The sequence below is a fragment of the Kitasatospora sp. NPDC101183 genome (genome assembly GCF_044767945.1).
Classification (GTDB): Bacteria; Actinomycetota; Actinomycetes; order Streptomycetales; family Streptomycetaceae; genus Kitasatospora.
Genome location: NZ_JBIWOW010000010.1, coordinates 45,608 through 64,672 on the forward strand (window position 1 = coordinate 45,608; position 19,065 = coordinate 64,672).

A 19,065-nucleotide genomic window follows, 5' to 3' on the forward strand; every position below is an offset into this window, starting at 1 on the left:
CGGGGGCATTCGCCCACGCGCACCTCCTGATGATTCGCTCGCTGCGCTCGCTCATGCTTCGCCTCCCGGCTTGTCGTCTCCTGGCTTGTCGTCTCCCGGCCCGTCGTCGGCCAGCAGTTCGGCGAGGTCGTCGACGACCACCGTGGCGCCGTCGCGGCGCAGTTCGGCGGCCTGACCGGTGCGGTTCACCCCGACCACCGCGCCGAAGCCTCCGGCCCGGCCGGAGGCGACGCCGGCCAGCGCGTCCTCGAAGACGGCGGCGTGCGCGGGCTCGACGCCGAGCGCGCGGGCCGCGTACAGGTAGGTGTCCGGCGCCGGCTTGCCGGGCAGCTGCTCGCGGGCGGCGACGACGCCGTCCACGATCACGTCGAACAGCTCCTCGATGCCCGCCGAGCGCAGCACGTCCCGGCAGTTGGCGCTGGAGGAGACCACGGCGGCGGGCAGGCCCAGCGCGCGCAGCCGGTGCACGTAGGCGACGGAGCCCTCGTAGGGCAGGACGCCCTGGTCGTGGATCAGCGTGAGCACCTCGTCGTTCTTGGCCCGGCTGATCCCTTGCACCGTACGGGAGTTGGGCGGGTCCTCCGGGGTGCCCTCCGGCAGGTCGAAGCCCCGGCTGCGCAGGAAGGCGCGGGTGCCGTCCAGGCGCGGGCGCCCGTCCACGTACACGTCGTAGTCGGTGACGGCGTCGAAGGGGACGAACTGCCCGCCGGTGCGGGCGGCTTCGGCGCGCAGGAAGGCGTCGAAGGTGTCCTTCCAGGCCGCGGCGTGCACCTTCGCGGTCTGGGTGAGCACCCCGTCGAGGTCGAAGAGGAAAGCGCGGATGTCGTCCGGTAGCCCCAGCATGGGTGCAGTCTTACCCGGCGAGCACGGCGGAGCCGCCCATTCCCGGCGGCGCGTCGCGGGAAGGGCGGCTTCCGGTCACCGTTGGCAGGGAACGCTCTCAGGCCGAGTCGGGGAGCTGCGCCTCGGGGGCCTGGATGACGGCGAAGACGGCGCCCTGCGGGTCCTGGACGACGGCCATCCGGCCGGACTGCAGGTCGAAGGGCGGCTGGACGACGGAGCCGCCCGCCTTGACCAGGGCGTCCACGGTGGAGTCGGTGTCGTCGACGGAGAAGTACGTCATCCAGTGCGAGGGGGTGCCGCCGGCCAGGTAGCCGGGGACGGCCTGGAGGCCGCCCACCGTGCGGTCGCCGACGTTGAGGGAGAAGTAGCCGTCCATGCCCTGGATGGTGGCCGGGCGCAGGCCGAGGGCCTGGTGGCAGAAGCGGCCGGCGGCCTCGGTGTCGGTGGTGTTCAGCTCGTTCCAGACCAGCGCGCCGGGCTCGTTGACGACGCCCGCGCCGATGAAGTCCATCGCCTGCCAGACGCCGAACACCGCGCCCGTCGGGTCGGTGGCGACCAGCATCCGGCCGATCGTGCCGACGTCCATGGGCTCGTACAGGACGGTGCCTCCGGCGCCCGTGACGGCGGCGCCCGTCGCGTCGGCGTCGTCCGTGGCCAGGTAGGTCGTCCAGGCGACGGGCGGCAGCGGCCGGCCCTCCGGGGCGGAGCGCGCCATGATCCCGGCGACCGGGCGGCCGTTCAGCGTGCACACGGCGTAGCCGCCGAACTCGGCCGGGCCGACCTCGCCCTGCCAGCCGAAGAGGTCGCGGTAGAAGTCGAGCGCGGCCTGCTGGTCGCTCGCCATCAGGTCGATCCAGCAGGGGGTGCCGGGCTGGTACGGATCGGTGACTACGGGCATTGCGGGGCCTCCCGGAGGCGGTGGTGGCCGGCTGCGGCGGGGTCGGGCGGACGGCGGGCCGGGCCCGCCCGGCGCCCCGTCGCGCGGACGGCGGTACACCGCCCACGATCGGCCCGCCGCCGCGATCCCGCCACCGGACGGCGCCCTGGCGGGCGACGCGGCGCGACGGGGGCGCTCAGGGCTCGTCGTGGCGGCGGGTGGTGACGTGGAGCGGGTGGGGCCCGCCGCTCTGCGCGTAGTCCTTGAGGCGCACCACCAGCTCCGCCCAGCCGCCCGCCACCGCCGGGACGCCCTGCTCGCTGCCCGGCTGCCAGCCGCCGTGGCGCAGCAGCAGCCGGGTGCGCTCGGGGGCGCCGGGCTGCTCGTCGAGGTCCCAGCTGATCCATGTGCCGGCCCACTGCGGCGGGAAGGCCCCGGCGTTGGACCACACCACCCGCTCGGCGTCGGCCCGCTGGACGCGCAGCCGGTACGGCTCCGGGGCGTCGGGGAGGGTGAGGAGCAGGACGTCGCCCTCGCGGTCCACGGCGTCCGTCCACCAGCCGGTCAGGCCGTCGTGGGTGGTGAGCGCGGCGAGGACGACGGCCCGGGGCGCGGCGACGTCGAGTTGCAGGGCGATCTCGGGCATGGGCCCGCCTTTCCGTGCCGGGACGGCCCCCTCCTCCACGGCCACCATGGCACGGGCGGAGGGGGCACGCGCCCCGGGAGGGATCAGCCGCCGCTGCCGTACGAGGTGTTGGCGCAGATGTCGTCGTCGGCGGAGCGGACCTCGTTGGTGACGCTGGTCGGCAGCGGCTGCGGGGCTCCGGCCGGGGCGCCCGGGGCGGGGGTCGCGGAGCCGCCCGCCATGCCGTTGGCGGCGGCGAAGTCCTGGCCGACGATGACGTTCACGCCGCGCCCGCCGGAGGCGCTGAGGGTGGCGCCCGGGAACAGCGCGGCGACCTTCTCGGCGTTGGCCTTCTGCCCGGTGCCGTACTCGACCGTGGTGGTCCTGTACTTGGTGCTCGGCCCCTGGCCGGCCGTCGTGGCGGTGAACTTGGCGCCCTTGAGCAGGTCGGTCGCCTTGCCCGCCAGGCCGTTGTTCGTGGTGCCGTTGAAGACGGAGACCTTGATGGCGGCGTTGGCCGCGTCCCCCGCCGGGGCGGCCGGGGTGGTGGGCTGCGGGGCGGGGGCGTTGGTGGCGGGTGCGTCGGGCTGCTGGCCGGTGGCGTTCTGGCCGTCGACGGTCTGGTCGGCCTTGATGATGTCCCAGAGCTTCTGGCTGTCGGCCGGGACGAGGTCGATGTTCTTGTCCTGGGTGCGGAAACGCCAGGGCGCCGTCACGAACTTGAGCTCGTGCATGTCGATGTTCCGCAGCGACATGGCGAAGGAGAGCAGCTTGTCCGCGGAGTCCAGCCCGGGGTCGACGATCAGCGACTTGGTGGCGGCGTCGGCCAGCGGGAGCAGGGTGGTGGGGTTCAGCCCCTCCTTCTTGATCTTGGCCGCGAGGGAGCTGAGGAAGGCCTGCTGGCGCTTCATCCGGCCGATGTCGGAGCCGTCGCCGATGCCGTGGCGCAGCCGGACGTAGTCCAGGGCCTTCTGGCCGTCCACGGTCTGCTTGCCCTGCGGCAGGACGAGGGCGCCCTTCTTGTGCAGGTTGGGGTTGACGTCCCCCTCGTAGATCGCCTGCGGCAGGCAGATGTCCACGCCGCCCACGGCCTTGGTCATCGAGGAGAAGCCGTTGAAGTCGACCACCATGGTGTGGTCGACCCGGATGCCGGTGAGCTTCTCCACCGTGTTCTGGGTGCAGGCCGGGTTGCCGTCGTCGCTGCCGCCCATCGCGAAGGCCGCGTTGAACAGGTCGGTGCCGCCGCCCTTGGTCCACTTGCCGTTGGGCAGCTTGCAGGACGGCATCGGGACCATGGCGTTGCGCGGGATCGAGATGCCCACCGCGTGCTTGTGGTCGGCGTAGACGTGCAGCAGGATCGTGGTGTCCGAGCGGGCGCCGCCCTCCTCGCCGCCGCCGAGGTCGGAGTTGTTCTTGCCGCGGCTGTCGGAGCCGATCAGCAGGAGGTTGACCGGCTTGTTGCCGTCCGCGTCGGCCTTGGCCTCGGGCGGGCGGTCGGTGGCTATCGCGTCCGGGTCGAAGGACTTGATGTTGGCGTTGAGCTTGAGGTAGATCGCCCCGCCGGCGCCCGCGATCAGCACCAGCGCGCCCGCGGCGGACCAGGCGACGATCTTCTTGACGTTCCGCTTCGGCTTGCCGCCCCTGCGGGCCGCCGCGCGTCCGCCCCCCTCCGGGCCCTTGTCACCGCTCCTGTCGCCGCCCTTGTCGCCGCCCTTCGCCTGGGCGGCGCGGCGGGCCTCGGCACGGCCGCCGGTGCGCGGTGGCGGCACGGCTCCGCCGCCGCCGGTCGAGACGGCGCCGGAGGCGTCCCCGTCCCGGGCCGGGCCCTCGCCCCACTCACCTGACATGCGCGTACCTTTCACCGACGGAACCGACGGAAGCGACACCCCGGACGATCTGGCGCACCGCACGCTGGGAAGACGGCCCCAAGGCCACCCCGGGTTACACGGACGGTCGCCGATACGAACCGACGAGCGTGACTTCCGATCATATTTAGGGCCGCTGCGATCACGAACCTCCGGTGTACCGACCGCCCTTGCCGAAGGCGGCGAACGCCCCGGCAGATGCGACGAAACCGGGTGATAACGGCGTGACCCACGCCACGTGGCGAAAGGCGTCCGGGTACGGGGGCGCGCGGAGGGGCCCACAACGACGAGCGGGGCGGGAGGGGCCGTCAGCCCCTCCCGCCCCGCTCGCGCCTTCCGCCCCGGTTACGCCGGGTCCTCCAGGAGGACGGGCAGGACGCGGGGCGCGTTGGAGATCAGCGAGTCCAGGGGCTCCAGCTCCACCCCGGGGACGAGCACCAGGCGCGGGAACCGCTCGAACAACCGGTGCAGCGCCGTCCGCGCCTCCAGCCGCGCCAGCGGGGCGCCGAGGCAGAAGTGCGGGCCGTGCCCGAAGGCGAGGTGGTCCTTGACCTGCCGGGTGACGTCGAAGACGGTGGCGTCCTCCCCGTGCCGGCCGGGGTGGCGCCCGGCCGCCGCGTACGCGGGCAGGATCCCCTCGCCCCGGCGGACGGTGATCCCGCCGGGCAGCTCGATGTCCTCCAGCGCGAAGCGCAGCGGCAGGTGCGCGACCGGGGCCTCCAGACGCAGCGACTCCTCGACCACGTCGTCCCAGCCCGCCTTGCCCGTGCGCACCAGGTCGAGCTGCTCGGGGTGGGTGAGCAGCTGGGAGACGGCGTTGACGATCAGGTTGAGGGTGGTCTCGTAGCCGGCCGAGACGATCAGCATCACGGTGTCGCGCAGCTCGTCCTCGGTGAGGGCGCTGCCGTCGCCCTCGGTGTCGCGGGCGGCGATCAGCAGGGAGGTCATGTCGTCCCCGGGCTGCTCGCGCCGAGCGGCGATCAGCGCGTCGACCACCCCGTAGAAGAGGGCCGCGTTGGCCTGGGACTCCTCCGGGGTGAGGGTGGTGGAGAACGTCCGGCCGACGTAGATCCGGAAGCCCTCGCGCAAGTCGTCGGGCACCCCGAGGAGTTGGGAGATGACCTGAATCGGCAGCGGGAGCGCGAGGTGTTCGCGCAGGTCCACCGGCGCCCCGCCCTCGCCGGCGGCGGCGATCCCGTCGAGCAGCTCGGCCGTCAGCTCCTCGACGCGCTCGGCGAGCGCCGTCACCTGGCGCGGGGTGAAGGCGGTGCTCACCAGGCGGCGCAGCCGGCGGTGGTCCTCCCCCCGGGCGGTGAACATGTTGCGGGCCGTCACCCACAGGGCCAGCGGCCAGTTCTCGGCCACGGACTCGCAGTCGGGCCAGTCGCGCAGGCCGTCCTTGGAGACCCGCGGGTCCTTGAGCAGCTCCTCCAGCAGGCCCGGGTCGGAGACCGCCCACACGTGCACGCCGAGGATGTCGGCCGGGGTGGCCGGCCCGCGGGCTATCAGTTCGGCACTCTCGGCGTCGCGGGCCCGGCCGGTGGGGTCCAGGACGAGCACCGGGCCCTTGAACGGGCACTCCAGCGGGCGGTTCAGCGGGGCGGGCCGGCCATCCAACGGGCGCTCCACGAGGGCTCCTTCACACGGGTCCAGGCGTGTACGGGAGTACACGCACACGGTCGAGGATGGCCCGCCCTCCGCCGTCCGTCGAGAGCGCGTGCCACCGCCGCGCGCGCTCCCGATCACTTCCGGCCGCCGCGGCCTTCCGCGATCACCGGCCGCTGGGCCCTCTACGACCGCGAACCCCTGCGCCGCCCCCGCACCCGGCAGGTCCGGTCCGGCTCCCGCAGGAACGCCGAATGCTTCCAACTCCCCGACGGCCAGGCCGCCGACGCCCGCACCCTGCACCTCACCCGGATGCACGCCCACGACCCCACCGCCGCCCTCCCCGACCGACCGGCCGCGGGCGCGAAAAAGGCCAGGCCGGATGATCTCCGACCTGGCCCGACAGAACGGTGGGCCGCCAGGGGCTCGAACCCTGAACCTACGGATTAAAAGTCCGCAGCTCTGCCAATTGAGCTAGCGGCCCGCGGCCCGCTACCGGGGTGCCGGTGGGGAGGGCCACCGCGATCCTACCCGGTGGAGGGAGGGGCTTGGCCAGTGGATTGGGCGGGCGTGGCGGGGGTCAGGAGGCGGGGGTGTAGAGGGTGGCGCGGACCTTGCGGAGCCAGGACTCGGCGGGGCGGGGGTCGGGGGCGTCGGGGAGGGCGCCGGGGTGGGAGAGGCGGTCGGCGGCCCGGGCGAGGAGGGGTTCGGCGGTGGCCGGGTGGGCGGCGATGCGCTCGCCGAGGTCGCGGACGCGCTCGGGGTCGGGCAGGCGGATCAGGTTGAGGCCCTGCTCGTGCAGCCGTACGGCCTGTTCGGTCAGGCGGACGAGGTGGCGGGCGTGCTTGGCGGCCCGGCGGCGGGCCTCGGGGTCGGTGGTGTCGCGGGTGAGGAGTTTGCGGAACTGCTGGTCGGCGTAGCCGAGGTAGGCCCGGCGGACGGCGGGCGCGCTGAGGAAGGTCGCGCGGATCGCGATCAGCTCCTCGCCGAGCGGGGTGCGGGTCTCGTACAACTCCGCGGGCAGCCAGACCAGTTCGGAGGCCGTCGGGTTGCAGCTCAGCGCGAGGCGGCACCACTTGGCGGCCTCGTGCAGGGTGAGGTCCGGGTCGGTGGTGACACGGGACTCGGCCGGGCGGTCCAGGCCGTGCAACTCCTCGGTGGGGACGGCGAACAGGCCCAGCCGGTCGATGTCGGAACCGGCGTGCGCGAAGCCGTACGCGGTGGAGCCGACGATGCCGGAGAGCAGCACGGTACCGGGGGTGTCGGGCAGGGTTTCGGGCATCGGACGGGCTCCTTCCGAGCGGGGCGTTGACGGGCATCCTGCCTGGTGGGGCCGCGCCCGGGCGAGCGAATTCCCGCCCCGGGGCCGCCCCGCCGCCGATACTGGCCCCATGCAGCTCGATCCCTCGACCGCCCCGCCCGCCCTCGACCCCGCCAGGCTGCGCGCCTGGTGGTCCCACCGGCAGTGGCTGGACCGCCCGCACACCGGCGCCACCGCCGCCGAGGTCCTCGCCGCCACCGGCTGGGCCCGCTCGGTGGGCGGCGCGGCCCCGTACCTGGGCCTGTTCGCCAGGGCCGGGCTGCACCGGGCCGAGGTGGACGCGGCGGTGGCCGGGCTGGAGGTGCACGAACTGCCCTCCGCGCGGGGCTGCACCTATGTGCTGCCGGCGGCCGACTTCGCGCTCGGGCTGGCGGCCGGAGCGGCCGCGCCGGAGGCCGAACTGTCCGCCGCCGAGCGTCACTTGGGCGTCGAGCGGGACGAGGTCGAGAAGCTCTGCCTGGCCATCGAGAGCGTCCTCGACACCGCCGACCCCGTGGACCCGACCACCATCCGGGAGGCCGTCGGCGACGCCGTCCGCTCCCTCGGCGAGGCAGGCCGCAAGCGCGGGGTGTCGACGACCCTGCCGCTCGCCCTCGGGCTGCTGCAGTCGCGCGGCCGGATCCGTCGGGTGCCCGTCAACGGCCGTCTGGACCAACAGCGTTACGGCTACGTCGCCTGGGACCAGCCCGTCCGCGGCGACGCCGCCGACCTCGCCCGCCGCTACTTCGCCTGGGCCGGCCCCGCCACCCTGCGGCACTTCCGCTGGTTCTCCGGCTTCGGCGCCGCCACCGCCCGTACGGCCGCCGCCGAGGCCGGGGCCGTGCCCCTCGCGGACGGGTCCGAGCTGCTCGTCACCCACGAACTCGCCGCGGAGTTCGCGGAGTTCACGGAGTCCGAGCCGCCGACCGAACCCCACTACACCCTGCTGGCCGGCATCGACGGCATCCACCTGCTCCACCGCGACCTGCCCCGGCTCCTCGACCCGGCCGACGCCGCCCGCCCCCTGCCCGGCGGCCGGGCCGGGCGCACCTTCGGCGGCGAGGCCGACCCGCAGACCCACGTCGTCCTCGACCGGGGCCGGATCGTCGGCCTCTGGGAGTACGACGTCGAGCGGTCCGAGATCGTCCTGCAGCCCTTCGTCCCACTGGACGACGCCCTGCGCGACGCCGTCGCCCGCACCGAGGCGTTCGTCCGGGACGAGCTCGGCGACGCCCGCGGCTTCAGTCTCGACTCCCCCAAGAGCCGCGCGCCGAAGATCGCCGCACTACGGGCCTGCTCCCCAACTGGTCGATAGAGTACGGAACATGACCATCGACGATGTCACCCTCATCACCGGCGCCGGCCGCGGCATCGGCGCCGCCACCGCCCTGCTGGCCGCCCGCCGCGGCCACCGGGTCTGCGTCAACTACCGCAACGACGACGCCTCGGCGGCCGCCGTCGTGGACGCGATCCGCGCCGAGGGCGGCACCGCGATCGCCGTCCGGGCCGACGTCACCCGCAGCACCGAGGTCGAGCGGCTCTTCACCACCGTCGACGCCGAACTCGGGCCGCTCACCGGCCTGGTGAACAACGCGGGCTCACTGGAGAAGCAGTGCCGGCTGGAGGAGATCGACGAGGACCGACTCAACCGCACCTGGGCCTCCAACATCACCTCGGCCTTCCTCTGCTCCGCGCAGGCCGTCCGCCGGATGTCCACCCGCCACGGCGGCACCGGCGGCGCGATCGTCAACGTCTCCTCCGCCGCCTCCCGGATCGGCTCGCCCAACGAGTACGTCGACTACGCCGCCGCCAAGGGCGCGGTGGACTCGATGACCAGGGGGCTGGCGCTGGAGGTCGCGGCCGAGGGCGTCCGGGTCAACGCCGTACGCCCCGGGCTGATCCACACCGACATCCACGCGCTCGGCGGCGAGCCCGGCCGGGTCGAGCGCGTCGCCCCCAACCTGCCGATGCGGCGCGGCGGTCGGCCCGAGGAGGTCGCCGAGACGATCCTCTTCCTGCTCTCCCCGGCGGCCTCGTACACGACCGGGGCGTTCCTGAACGTCGCGGGCGGACGCTGACGCCCGTCCGTACACCTGGCGTTTCCTTCCCCCCGCCCCGGCCCCGCCCGTACGGTGGGGCCATGACCGACGCCTTCATCGAGATCCCCGGAGTACGCAACTTCCGTGACGCGGGCGGCATCGGCGCCCTCCGCCGGGGCGTGCTCTACCGCTCCGGCTCCCTCCACACCCTCACCGAGGAGGGCGCGAGCCGCCTCAAGGACCTCGGCCTGCGCACCGTCGTCGACCTGCGCAGCGCCTTCGAGGTGGAGGTCTGGCCGGACGAACTCCACGGCCTGGACGTCGAATCCGTCGGCCTGCCGACCCTGCCCGCCAACCGCGAGGACCTCGACCGGCCCTGGCCCGAGGACCAGGCGACCCTCTACCCCTTCATGGCCGAGACCGCCGGCCCCTCCCTCGCCGCCGTCGTCCGCCTCCTCGCCGACCCGGCCGCGGGCCCGGTGATCGTCCACTGCGCCGTCGGCAAGGACCGCACCGGGCTCACGATCGCCGTCCTGCAGTCCCTCCTCGGCGCCACGGCGGAGGAGATCACCGCCGACTTCCTTCGCTCCAACGTCGGCCTCGGCCTCGACAAGGGCCCGACCCCCTACATCGACGAGACCGGCTCCGAGCGCGTCTCCCGCCCCGTCGGCGCCGAACTCCTCACCTCCGCCCTCACCTGGATCACCACCCACCACGGCGACCTCCCCGCCTACCTCACCGCCCACGGCGCCACGGCGGCCGACCTCGCGGCCCTCCGGGCGAACCTGTCGGACTGACGGGCCGGGGCGAGACGCGCGGGTAGCACGCCACCGCCGCCGGGCCGGAGGCCTCGGCGGCGGCGCGGCGGCGCAGCGGTGCGGCAGCGCAGCGGCGCGCGGGCCGCGCTCAGGGCCGGCGTTCGAAGCGCCACCACTGGGCGGAGGTGTCGAGGTCCTCCCACTGGTGGACGGTGTCGGCCGGGGGTTCGGCGGCGGTGAGGGGCTTGCCGCTGATGAAGCTGGTGACCGTGTAGGTGCCCGGGGCGTCGACGTGGGCTTCGAGGAGCCATTCCTGGGCGCCGAAGGCGTTGGCCGACCACTGCTGGATCGCCACGCCGTCCTCCAGGGCGGCCCCGGCGACGTCGAGGCGCTTGCCGCTGCCCGCGTTCTCCAGATGGACGAGCGCGCCGCCCGGGTGGACGGCGGTGAGGTGCCACAGCTGGGCCTCGGAGCCGTCGTCGGCGCCCTGGCGGACGCGGGCACCGAGGCGCTTGGAGCCGTCCGCGACCTCCAGCAGCAGCCCGCTGCCGACGTTGCGGATCAGGTAGCTGCCGTCGGTCACCGGGGTGTCAGCGGAGTTGGTCACGGTCGGATTCTGCCACCGGCCGACGACAGGGCCTCGCACCCGAGGACACCCGTGAGCGGGGTTAGGGTCGAAGGACGGTAACCCCTTCCCGAGGAGTGGAGTCGACGATGGCGAAGGCCCCCAACCTGCTCGCATCCGCCGCGCCCGCCGCCCTGACCGCCGCGAGCGGCCTGGTCGGCGGCTACGGCGTCGCCCGATGGAGCGGCCGGCGCGAACTCGGCGGCGCCGTACTGGCGGTGGCCGGTGCGGGCGCGGCCGCGCAGTGGCACCGGACGACGGGCCCGGCCACCGCGGCGGCGCTGACGGGCCTGTACGTGGCGGCCTTCGGCGGCTCGCACCCGCTGGCGAAGCGGATCGGCGCCTGGCCGTCCGTCCTCGCCGTCACCGGCGTGGTCGCGGCGGCCTCGACGGCGGCGACGGCGCTCTCCGCCCGCAGGCGGTAGCCGGGGCTACGCCCCGAACCGGGCCTACGCGCCGAACCGGGCCTCGAACGCGGCCCGGTTGGCGGACACCGGAGTGCGGTCCCAGACCGCGAACACCACCCGCTCGAAGGCCGCCCCGTACCGGCCCAGCGCGCCCTCGAACGCCTCGGCGACCTGGGCCGGGTCGTTGCGGAACACCCCGCAGCCCCAGGCCCCGAGCACCAGCGCGCGCACCTCGTGCCGGGCGGCGGCGGCCAGGACCCGCAGCGCCCGCTCGGCGAGCACGCCGCGCACGTCCGCCCCGGGTGAACGCCGTTCCAGCTGACCGGCGTTGGGGGCGGGCGAGGTCAGGAAGGTGACGGGGTACGGCCGCTCCAGCAGCTCGCCGCGCCCGCCCCGGATCACCGGCACGCCGGGCGAGACGACGACCCGGTGGCTGTACCGCAGGTCCGTCGAGGCGCGGTGGGCCTCGTAGTAGTCGGGCGCCTCCAGCAGGCAGGTGTACAGCAGCGCGCTGCGGCACAGGTCCTCCTCCTGGGCGCGGGCGCCGCGCAGGTACCCGCCGCCGGGATTGCGCGCGGAGGCGAAGTTCAGCACCCCGACCGGGCCGGCCCCGGCCTCGACCAGCCGCCGGGCGGCCTCGATGCTGCCCTCGGCCGTCACCTCGACCCGCCCCTCGCCGAGCGGCCCCGGGCCGGGCTCCCCGGTGCGCAGCAGCGCGTCGAGGTCGGCCGGCGCGTACGACACCGTGCCGGCCCGCGCCGCCGCCAACGCCTCGCCCACCTGCACGGGTTCGCCGTCGCCGATCCGGTAGCTCCCCTGCTCGGCGACCTTCTCGTTCGCCCTCGCCACATCGTGCAGTCCGCTGCTCATGGCCGCGACGCTACGGGACTTCCGCTCCCCCGCGCCACAGGTTATTCTCACTTCCAGAACAACGCCTCGTCGAGCAGCGGGGGCGCGGTTCGGGGGGAATCGGGGGAACACGAAGGGCCCGCTCCGTACGTACGGAGCGGGCCCTTCGTGTTGCCGATCACCGGTCACCGGTCACCGTTCGACGGCGACCGGTTCCAGCGTCAGTTCTTCCAGCGCGGCTTGCGGTCGTCGCGGTTGAAACCACCGGTGCGACGGTCGTCACCACGGTCGCGGTTGAAGCCGCCACGGTCGTCGCGGTCGCGGCCGAAGCCACCGGCCTGCGGGCGGCCACCGGAGCGGTGGTCGTCGCGGCGCGAGAACGGACGGCTGCTGCCGCCGCGCTCGTCGCGGTCACGGCCGAAGGAGGGGCGGTCACCGAAGGACGGGCGGTCGCCGAACGAACGGGCCGGACGGTCGCCGAAGGAGCGGGCGCCACGGTCGTCGCGGTCGCGGTTGAAGCCACCACCGGTGCGGCGGTCGTCGCCACGGTCACGGTTGAAACCACCGGTGCGACGGTCGTCACCACGGTCACGGTTGAAGCCACCACGGTCGTCGCGGTCGCGGTTGAAACCACCACCGGTGCGGCGGTCGTCGCCACGGTCACGGTTGAAACCACCGGTGCGACGGTCGTCACCACGGTCACGGTTGAAGCCACCACGGTCGTCGCGGTCGCGGTTGAAACCACCGGTACGGCGGTCGTCACGGTCGCCACGGTTGAAACCACCCGAGCGACGGTCGTCACCACGGTCACGGTTGAAACCACCGGAGCGGCGGTCGTCGCCACGGTCACCGCGGTCGCCACGGTCCCGGTCGCGGCCGAAGGCCGGACGCTCGGTGCGCGCCTCGCGGTACGCCGGCGTGCGCTCCTCGGCCTGCGGCGCGGCGGCGACCGGGGCGGCGGCGGCCGGAGCCTGCTCGGCGCCCTCCTGCGCGGCCTCCTCCGACGCGGCCGGCTCCTCGTCCACGATGCCCAGGTCGGCCCGCTCGCGCGCCGCACGGGCGGCGAGGCGGTCGGCCTCGTCCCGCAGCTCGGTGGCGCGGCGCTGCGCGCGCTCCAGCTGGCGGGTCATGTCGGCGAGCTCGCGCTCGGCGGCACCGGCGATGTTGGCGGCGCTCTCGGCCTGGACCTCGGTCAGCGAGCGGGCGCCGGTGATCTTGGCGACCTCGGCGTCGAAGGCGTGGTCCAGGATGTGGCGGCTGGCGTCGACGCCCGCGTCCTCCATCAGGCGGAAGACGCCGCGGCGCTGGTGCGGCAGCACGAGGGTGACGACGGCGCCGGAGCGGCCGGCACGGGCGGTGCGGCCGGAGCGGTGAAGGTAGTCCTTGTGGTCACCGGCCGGGTCCACGTTGAGGACCAGGTCGATGCCGTCGACGTGGATGCCTCGGGCGGCGACGTCGGTGGCGACGACGACGTTGACGTAGCCGTCCTTGAAGTCGCCGAGGACGCGGGTGCGGGCGCCCTGGGTCATGCCGCCGTGCAGCGCGTCGGCCTTCACGCCGGCCTCGATGAGCTGCTCGGCGACGCGGTCGGCGCCCATCTGGGTGCGGACGAAGATGATCGTGCGGCCCTTGCGGGCGGCGATCGCGTTGGTGATCGGCGCCTTGTCCTTGGGCTTCACCACGAGGATGTGGTGGGTCATGGTGGTGACGGCGCCGGCCGACGGGTCGACCTCGTGGGTGACCGGGTTCTTCAGGTAGCGCTTGACCAGGGTGTCGATCTCGTTCTCCAGGGTGGCGGAGAACAGCAGGCGCTGGCCGCCGGCCGGCACCTGGTCGAGGATCTCGGTGACCTCGGGCAGGAAGCCCATGTCGGCCATCTGGTCGGCCTCGTCGAGGACGACGGTCTTGACGTCGGCCAGCTTGGCGGAGCCGCGGTTGAGCAGGTCGCGCAGACGGCCGGGGGTGGCGACGAGGATGTCGACGCCGCGCTCCAGCGCGTAGATCTGGTTGGACATCGAGGTGCCGCCGCAGACGACCTTGAGCTTGAGGCCGAGCACCGAGCCGAAGGGCTCCAGGGCGTCGGCGACCTGCATGGCCAGCTCGCGGGTCGGGACGAGGATCAGGCCGCGCGGGTGCTTGGGCTTGGTGCGCTCGCCGTCGGCGAGGCGGGTCAGCAGCGGCAGGCCGAAGCTGAGGGTCTTGCCGGAGCCGGTGCGGCCACGGCCCAGCACGTCCTTGCCGGCCAGGGCGTCCGGGATGGTCGCGGCCTGGATCGGGAACGGGGTGGTGACGCCGCGCTTGGCGAGGGCGCGCACGACGTCGTCGTGCAGGCCCAGGTCGCCGAAGGTGATGGTCGGCTCGGCCGGCTCCTCGGCGGTCTCGGCGGAGTCCTCCTCGGCCTCGACGGCGGTGTCGGCGAGGGCCTCGACGGCCTCGACGGCGGTCTCGACGATCTCGGCGGGGGTCTCGGTGGTGTCGGCGGCGGTGTCGGTGACATCGGCGGCGGCCTCGTTCGCGGGCATGGCGAAGCGGGCGTCGTCAACGAGAGACATGTAAAACCTTCCGGAAGTGGCACGCGCCAAAGTCCGGGGTTCTGTTTCACAACCGCCTCTATGCGGTCAGCCACGGATCGCCGGAACGCGCCAAGGGCGCCAGATGGATGTAGGGCGCCAGTCAAATGGATCAAACGAACGATCTACCACCATAGACGAACCTCCAGATCAGAGGCAAATGCCCTGGCCAGCTCCCTAATGGCCACCCGCTCGCGGGCTGGGGGCCGAGGAACCGGAGCTTCCCGTGGTGGGCTCCGCGGTTCCGGGGCTGGTCGGGGCCGGCGGGGTGTGCTCGGGCTCGGGGGAGCCGGACGGGTGGCCGGTCGGGCCCGCCGAGGGCGTGCCTCCGGCGCCACCCGGGGCCCCCGTGCCGCCCGCACCGCCGGAGCCGCCGGACCCGGTCGTGGTGCCGCCGGGGTGGGGCGCGGGGCTGGCGTTCGCGCCGCCGCCCGCTCCTCCGCCCGGCGCGCCGTCGGGGGCGCCCGCCCCCGGCACCGGCACCACGCCGGTCATCGCGCCCGGCGCGCCCTCGCCCGGTGCGCCGGGTACGCCCGCTACCGGCGCGCTCTCGGCCTGCAAGCCCCCCTGGTGCTCCGTACGCCCGGCCGCACCACCGGAGTGCCCGGCCCCCGGCGAGACGGAGGACCCGCCCGACGCCCCGGGGCGGCCCGCCGGACCGGCCTGCCCGACGGGCGCCACGCCGTGCTTCTCCTCCGCGCCGGCGCCCACCGACATGCAGCCGGTCAGCCCGAGCCCCGCCACCGCCAGCACCGCGGCCGCCCGCAGCGCCCGTCCCGGACGGCCCGACAGACCCGACAGACCGGGCCGACCCGCCCGCGCCGCCCGAACCGACCGGACCGCCCGCACCACACGCACCGAAGCCACCGAGTTCCCTCTCTGAACGCCCCGCCCGGGCCCGCCCGAGGCGCGGCCGCTTTCGGTGCCCAACGCGCGCCCACCCCCGCGGGACACGGGTACGGACGGCAGGAAGGTTCCTCCGGACCGCCGCTCGTGACGCTCCCGAACCGGACGCCCGCAGGCCCCGCGCTCAGCCCCAGAGCGCCGAGGCCAGCTCCGCCCCCGCGTACACCGCCGCCAACCCCGCCACCACGCTCCCGACCGCGTTCGCCGCCGCGTACCGCCCGGCCCCCGACTCGGCCAGCCGCAGCGTCTCGTACGAGAACGTCGAGTACGTCGTCAGCGCCCCGCAGAACCCCGTCCCGACCAGCAGTTGGACGTGCGAGGAGGCCGCCCCGGCCGCCACCGCCCCGGTCAGCGTGCCGAGCACCAGGCAGCCGAACACGTTCACCGTGAACGTCCCCCACGGGAACGCCGAGTCGTGCCGGGACTGCACCGCCCGGTCGGTCAGGTACCGCAGCGGAGCGCCGACCACCGCGCCCGCCACCACCAGCAGCCAGTTCACTCCCCGGCCCCCGCTCCCCCGCCGCGCCCCGCGTACCGGACGACCTCGCACCGCTCCAGCAGCACCAGCCCCTCCGCCACCAGCCCGTCCAGCTGCGGCAGGAACGCCCGCACCCGCTCCTCCTCGTCCACGATCACCACCGCCACCGGCAGGTCCTCGCTCAGCGACAGCAGCCGCGCCGTGTGCAGCACCGACGAGGCCCCGAACCCCTCGACCCCCCGGAACACGCTCGCCCCGGCCAGCCCGGCCGCCCGCGCCCGGTGCACGACCTCGCCGTACAGCGGCCGGTGGTGCCAGGTGTCGCTCTCGCCCACCAGCACCGTCAGCTTCAGCGCCGGCCCGCCGAGCCGACTCACCGCGCGCCTCCCCGGTTCAGCCAACGCCTGGTCAGCGCCGCCGCCGCCCACACCGCGCCGAGCGCGCCGAGCAGCGTGAGCCCCAGGTACGCGAGCCCCGGCCCGAGCCGCCCGGCCTCCAGCAGCCGGCGGATGTCCACCGCGTACGTGGAGAAGGTCGTGAACCCGCCCAGCACCCCGGTCCCGAAGAACGGCCGCAGCAGCGGATGCGCCGGGCGGCCCTCGGTGATCAGCACCAGGAACACCCCGATCACCGCGCAGCCGACCACGTTGACCAGCAGCGTCGTCCACGGGAACGCCTCGGGCGCCGCCGCCCACAGCAGCCCGGCCCCGTACCGCGCGAGCGCCCCGATCGCCCCGCCGAGGGCGATCACCGCCACCGCCGGCCCCTGCCCGCCCAGCACGCCCGGCGGCCGCCGCCCCGCCGCCCGCTCCACCACGTCCTCCGAGGTCGTCACAGCCCCATCAAACACCGGCCCCCACCGCCTGGCACACCGTCATCCCAGACCCGACAATGATCCGGTGGAGATGACCCGGGAAGAGTTCGAGACGCTGGTCAGCGACGCCCTGGACCAGATTCCGCCGCAGCTCGCGGCGATGATGGACAACGTCGCGATCTTCGTCGAGGACGAACCCGACCCCGGCGACCCGGAGCTCCTCGGCCTCTACGAGGGCACCCCGCTCACGGAGCGCGGCGAGTGGTACGCCGGCGTCCTGCCCGACCGCATCCTGGTCTACCGCGGCCCGACCCTGCGCCTGTGCGAGACCCGGGAGCAGGTGGTCGAGGAGGTCCGCACCACCGTCATCCACGAGGTCGCCCACCACTTCGGCTTCGACGACCACGAGCTCGACGAGCTCGGCTGGTCCTGACCCCTCCCGACCCCTCCCGACCCCTGTTGCCCCCACCCGGCCGAAACACGTTTTGGCGTTCCGCCCGGCATCCCATATGCTTCTCGACGTCCCCGAACGCCGGAAACGGCAAAGGAACGGCCGCAAGCCCTCATCGTCTAGTGGCCCAGGACGCCGCCCTTTCAAGGCGGTAGCACGGGTTCGAATCCCGTTGGGGGCACGTAGTACCGTGGTAAAAATGCAGTGCCGCAAGACCTGAGTGGTACCCACCACCTCTAGGTCCCGTGGAGCAGTTGGTTAGCTCGCCACCCTGTCAAGGTGGAGGTCGCGGGTTCAAGTCCCGTCGGGATCGCTCGTCTCGCAAGAGACGGTGCAGTACGGCCAGGTAGCTCAGTTGGTACGAGCGTCCGCCTGAAAAGCGGAAGGTCGCCGGTTCGACCCCGGCCCTGGCCACAGGCGCCTGAAAAGGCAAAACGGCCCCGGAGAGATCCTCTCCGGGGCCGTTTGCTTGCCCTGGTACGCCTACCCGTACGCCAACGGCTCAGGTGAGCTTGTCGCTGAGCGACCCGAGGGCCTTCCGCTGCTCGTCCAGCGACGCGTGGGCGTAGACCTTCATCGTCACGCCGATGTCGCTGTGGCCGGCGATCTGCCGGACGATGTGCGGCGGCACACCGAGGTCCAGCAGCAGGGTCACGCAGGTGTGGCGGAGGTCGTGGAACCGGAGCGAGAGCCCGAGCCGATCCCGGAGCGGGTACCAGCTACGCCGGAGGTTGTCCGGCTCGATCGGCGTCCCGACCCTGCTGGTGAACACCAGACCCGTGTCCTTCCACCGCTCACCAGCCGCCACCCGCTCCTGAGCCTGCCGCTCCCGGTGGGCCCGCAGAGCCTCCAGAACGAGCGGTGGGAGGGGCAGCGTCCGCAGCGAGGATGCCGTCTTGGTCGGGCCGAGTTGAAGGGCGCCGTCCACCCGCTGAAGGTTGCTGGACACGATGAGCGTCCCGCGCTCCAGGTCCACCGCCGCCCAATGCAGGCCCAGCAGCTCCCCACGCCGGAGCCCCATCGCCAGGGCCAGGACGTAAAGGCCATGCAGCCGGTCCGCGCTGGCCGTCTTCAGGAGCAGGCGGGCCTGCGGCACAGTGAGCCCCTTCCCGGTGCTGTAGTCGGGTGTGGGCACCTGCACGAGCTTGGCGACGTTCCTCAGGATCAGCTCCTCCCGTACGGCGCTCTCCAGGGCGTTCCGTAGGACGGCGTGGATCGACTGCACCATGCGGCGAGAGAGCTTGGTCTCGCAGCACTCCCCCGCCGCACAGCACTCCGGCTTCGACCGGGCAGCGTCCCACCCGTTCTTGCAGCACTGGCAGGCGCTGGCGACATCGGCCAGCCACTTCCGGACGTCGGCGGCCCGAAGGGTCCGGAGCTTCTTGGTGCCGAGCCCGGGGACCAGGTGCACCCGAACCACGCTCTCGTAGCCCTGGTAGGTCTTCGGCCGGCGGTTCACCTTCACGACCGTGGCCAGCCAGTAGGTCAGGTACTCCTCCATCTTGGCGTTGGTGTCGGGCGTCGGGATTCCCTGGTTGTTCTGAGCCTGAAGCTCCGTGATCTTGTCGCGCACCTCGTCACGGGTCTTGCCGTACACGGAGATGCGCTTGACCTTCCCGGACGTGGTGGTCACGTAGACACGGCCGTGGTAGAGGTCGCGGTTCGTCATGCGGCTGATGCTGCCGTCGCCGTTGGCGCGCTTGGCCATTAGGCGGCCTCCCTCATCTTGATGCGGATGTAGTCGTGCAGGGCGGTGACGGGGATGCGGCGGGAGCCGCCTTCCTTGAAGCTGGCGAGGGTGCCGGAGCGGATGAGGTCGTAGACCTTGCTGCGGCTCATCCGCAGGGCCTCCATGACCTCGGGGACTTCCAGGACGAGGGGCGGGATGGTGGTCACGTGCGCTCCCTGGGCGGTGGAGGGGGAGGGTGGCACCGCAGAACCCGCAAAACCTGCAAAACCTCCCGATGAGGGTTCTGAGCTGCGGGTTTGTGGACGATCTTGGTTTCCGCAAAACCTCCGGAAACTCCGCGAAACCTCGGCGGCCGCTCGGGGT

The 19,065-nt window shown here is 73.7% G+C and carries 19 protein-coding genes and 4 tRNA genes; 8 read left to right on the top strand and 15 right to left on the bottom strand.

Annotated features, from left to right (window positions below):
* Window positions 1-51 precede the first annotated feature (51 nt).
* The 7 genes from ACIRRS_RS15970 to ACIRRS_RS16000 all read right to left on the bottom strand — a co-directional run bounded on the left by ACIRRS_RS15970 (window position 52) and on the right by ACIRRS_RS16000 (window position 7,097).
* Window positions 52-843, bottom strand: coding sequence for an HAD family hydrolase (locus ACIRRS_RS15970; RefSeq protein WP_402970585.1), 792 nt, complete (start codon window positions 841-843; stop codon window positions 52-54).
* Window positions 844-940: 97 nt separating this feature from the next.
* On the bottom strand, window positions 941-1,741 hold the full coding sequence (locus ACIRRS_RS15975; RefSeq protein WP_402970588.1) for a VOC family protein: 801 nt from the start codon (window positions 1,739-1,741) through the stop codon (window positions 941-943).
* A 175-nt stretch (window positions 1,742-1,916) separates the two neighbouring features.
* Entirely contained in the window at window positions 1,917-2,366 is a 450-nt protein-coding gene (locus ACIRRS_RS15980) for an SRPBCC domain-containing protein (RefSeq protein ID WP_402970591.1), read from the bottom strand.
* 83 nt (window positions 2,367-2,449) lie between these two features.
* The gene (locus ACIRRS_RS15985; protein ID WP_402970594.1) at window positions 2,450-4,192 is read right to left on the bottom strand and encodes an LCP family protein; all 1,743 of its coding nucleotides are present in this window, start codon (window positions 4,190-4,192) and stop codon (window positions 2,450-2,452) included.
* Between the two features lie 363 nt (window positions 4,193-4,555).
* Window positions 4,556-5,794 carry a cytochrome P450 gene (locus ACIRRS_RS15990; RefSeq protein ID WP_402971058.1) on the bottom strand — a complete coding sequence of 413 codons (1,239 nt, stop codon included), beginning with the start codon at window positions 5,792-5,794 and terminating at the stop codon, window positions 4,556-4,558.
* Between the two features lie 432 nt (window positions 5,795-6,226).
* Window positions 6,227-6,299, bottom strand: a tRNA-Lys gene (locus tag ACIRRS_RS15995).
* Between the two features lie 96 nt (window positions 6,300-6,395).
* The gene (locus ACIRRS_RS16000) at window positions 6,396-7,097 is read right to left on the bottom strand and encodes a DNA polymerase beta superfamily protein (RefSeq protein WP_402970597.1); all 702 of its coding nucleotides are present in this window, start codon (window positions 7,095-7,097) and stop codon (window positions 6,396-6,398) included.
* Window positions 7,098-7,206: 109 nt separating this feature from the next.
* Here ACIRRS_RS16000 and ACIRRS_RS16005 point away from each other — a divergent pair, with 109 nt between their 5' ends.
* The 3 genes from ACIRRS_RS16005 (at window position 7,207) to ACIRRS_RS16015 (ending at window position 9,951) form a co-directional block, all read left to right on the top strand.
* A complete protein-coding gene (locus tag ACIRRS_RS16005) occupies window positions 7,207-8,430 on the top strand; it encodes a DNA glycosylase AlkZ-like family protein (RefSeq protein ID WP_402970600.1) in 1,224 nt (407 codons plus the stop codon).
* 16 nt (window positions 8,431-8,446) lie between these two features.
* A complete protein-coding gene (locus ACIRRS_RS16010) occupies window positions 8,447-9,193 on the top strand; it encodes an SDR family oxidoreductase (RefSeq protein WP_402971061.1) in 747 nt (248 codons plus the stop codon).
* Between the two features lie 62 nt (window positions 9,194-9,255).
* Complete coding sequence (locus ACIRRS_RS16015) at window positions 9,256-9,951, top strand: tyrosine-protein phosphatase (RefSeq protein ID WP_402970603.1); 696 nt, start codon at window positions 9,256-9,258, stop codon at window positions 9,949-9,951.
* A gap of 109 nt (window positions 9,952-10,060) precedes the next feature.
* Here the strand turns inward: ACIRRS_RS16015 and ACIRRS_RS16020 are convergent, their stop codons facing one another.
* A complete protein-coding gene (locus ACIRRS_RS16020; RefSeq protein WP_402970606.1) occupies window positions 10,061-10,519 on the bottom strand; it encodes an RICIN domain-containing protein in 459 nt (152 codons plus the stop codon).
* 107 nt (window positions 10,520-10,626) lie between these two features.
* Between ACIRRS_RS16020 and ACIRRS_RS16025 the strand changes: the two genes are divergently transcribed.
* Window positions 10,627-10,962 (top strand): hypothetical protein, encoded by a 336-nt coding sequence (locus ACIRRS_RS16025; protein ID WP_402970608.1) that lies wholly within the window; start codon window positions 10,627-10,629, stop codon window positions 10,960-10,962.
* 24 nt (window positions 10,963-10,986) lie between these two features.
* Here the strand turns inward: ACIRRS_RS16025 and ACIRRS_RS16030 are convergent, their stop codons facing one another.
* The 5 genes from ACIRRS_RS16030 to crcB (ACIRRS_RS16050) form a co-directional block, all read right to left on the bottom strand.
* The gene (locus ACIRRS_RS16030; RefSeq protein ID WP_402970611.1) at window positions 10,987-11,814 is read right to left on the bottom strand and encodes a TIGR02452 family protein; all 828 of its coding nucleotides are present in this window, start codon (window positions 11,812-11,814) and stop codon (window positions 10,987-10,989) included.
* Window positions 11,815-12,014: 200 nt separating this feature from the next.
* Window positions 12,015-14,345, bottom strand: a complete 2,331-nt coding sequence (locus ACIRRS_RS16035) for a DEAD/DEAH box helicase (RefSeq protein WP_402970614.1) — start codon at window positions 14,343-14,345, stop codon at window positions 12,015-12,017.
* A 1,048-nt stretch (window positions 14,346-15,393) separates the two neighbouring features.
* Window positions 15,394-15,768, bottom strand: a complete 375-nt coding sequence (gene crcB / locus ACIRRS_RS16040; protein ID WP_402970616.1) for a fluoride efflux transporter CrcB — start codon at window positions 15,766-15,768, stop codon at window positions 15,394-15,396.
* Entirely contained in the window at window positions 15,765-16,124 is a 360-nt protein-coding gene (locus ACIRRS_RS16045) for a DUF190 domain-containing protein (protein WP_402970619.1), read from the bottom strand. Before ACIRRS_RS16045 ends, crcB (ACIRRS_RS16040) begins: the two co-directional genes overlap by 4 nt.
* A complete protein-coding gene (gene crcB / locus ACIRRS_RS16050; protein ID WP_402970622.1) occupies window positions 16,121-16,582 on the bottom strand; it encodes a fluoride efflux transporter CrcB in 462 nt (153 codons plus the stop codon). Before crcB (ACIRRS_RS16050) ends, ACIRRS_RS16045 begins: the two co-directional genes overlap by 4 nt.
* Window positions 16,583-16,652: 70 nt before the next feature.
* Here crcB (ACIRRS_RS16050) and ACIRRS_RS16055 point away from each other — a divergent pair, with 70 nt between their 5' ends.
* From ACIRRS_RS16055 to ACIRRS_RS16070, 4 genes are all read left to right on the top strand, one after another.
* A complete protein-coding gene (locus tag ACIRRS_RS16055; protein WP_402970625.1) occupies window positions 16,653-16,994 on the top strand; it encodes a metallopeptidase family protein in 342 nt (113 codons plus the stop codon).
* A 126-nt stretch (window positions 16,995-17,120) separates the two neighbouring features.
* Window positions 17,121-17,193: transfer RNA gene (locus ACIRRS_RS16060), tRNA-Glu, on the top strand.
* A gap of 58 nt (window positions 17,194-17,251) precedes the next feature.
* A tRNA-Asp gene (locus ACIRRS_RS16065) sits at window positions 17,252-17,325 on the top strand.
* A gap of 27 nt (window positions 17,326-17,352) precedes the next feature.
* A tRNA-Phe gene (locus ACIRRS_RS16070) sits at window positions 17,353-17,426 on the top strand.
* An 88-nt stretch (window positions 17,427-17,514) separates the two neighbouring features.
* On the opposite strand, the gene xerC is transcribed toward ACIRRS_RS16070, so the two are convergent.
* Both xerC and ACIRRS_RS16080 read right to left on the bottom strand, forming a co-directional pair.
* Window positions 17,515-18,720: a tyrosine recombinase XerC gene (gene xerC, locus ACIRRS_RS16075; RefSeq protein WP_402970628.1), complete on the bottom strand. Its 1,206-nt coding sequence runs from the start codon at window positions 18,718-18,720 to the stop codon at window positions 17,515-17,517.
* Window positions 18,720-18,908, bottom strand: coding sequence for a helix-turn-helix domain-containing protein (locus tag ACIRRS_RS16080; RefSeq protein ID WP_402970630.1), 189 nt, complete (start codon window positions 18,906-18,908; stop codon window positions 18,720-18,722). Before ACIRRS_RS16080 ends, xerC begins: the two co-directional genes overlap by 1 nt.
* Window positions 18,909-19,065: the final 157 nt, after the last annotated feature.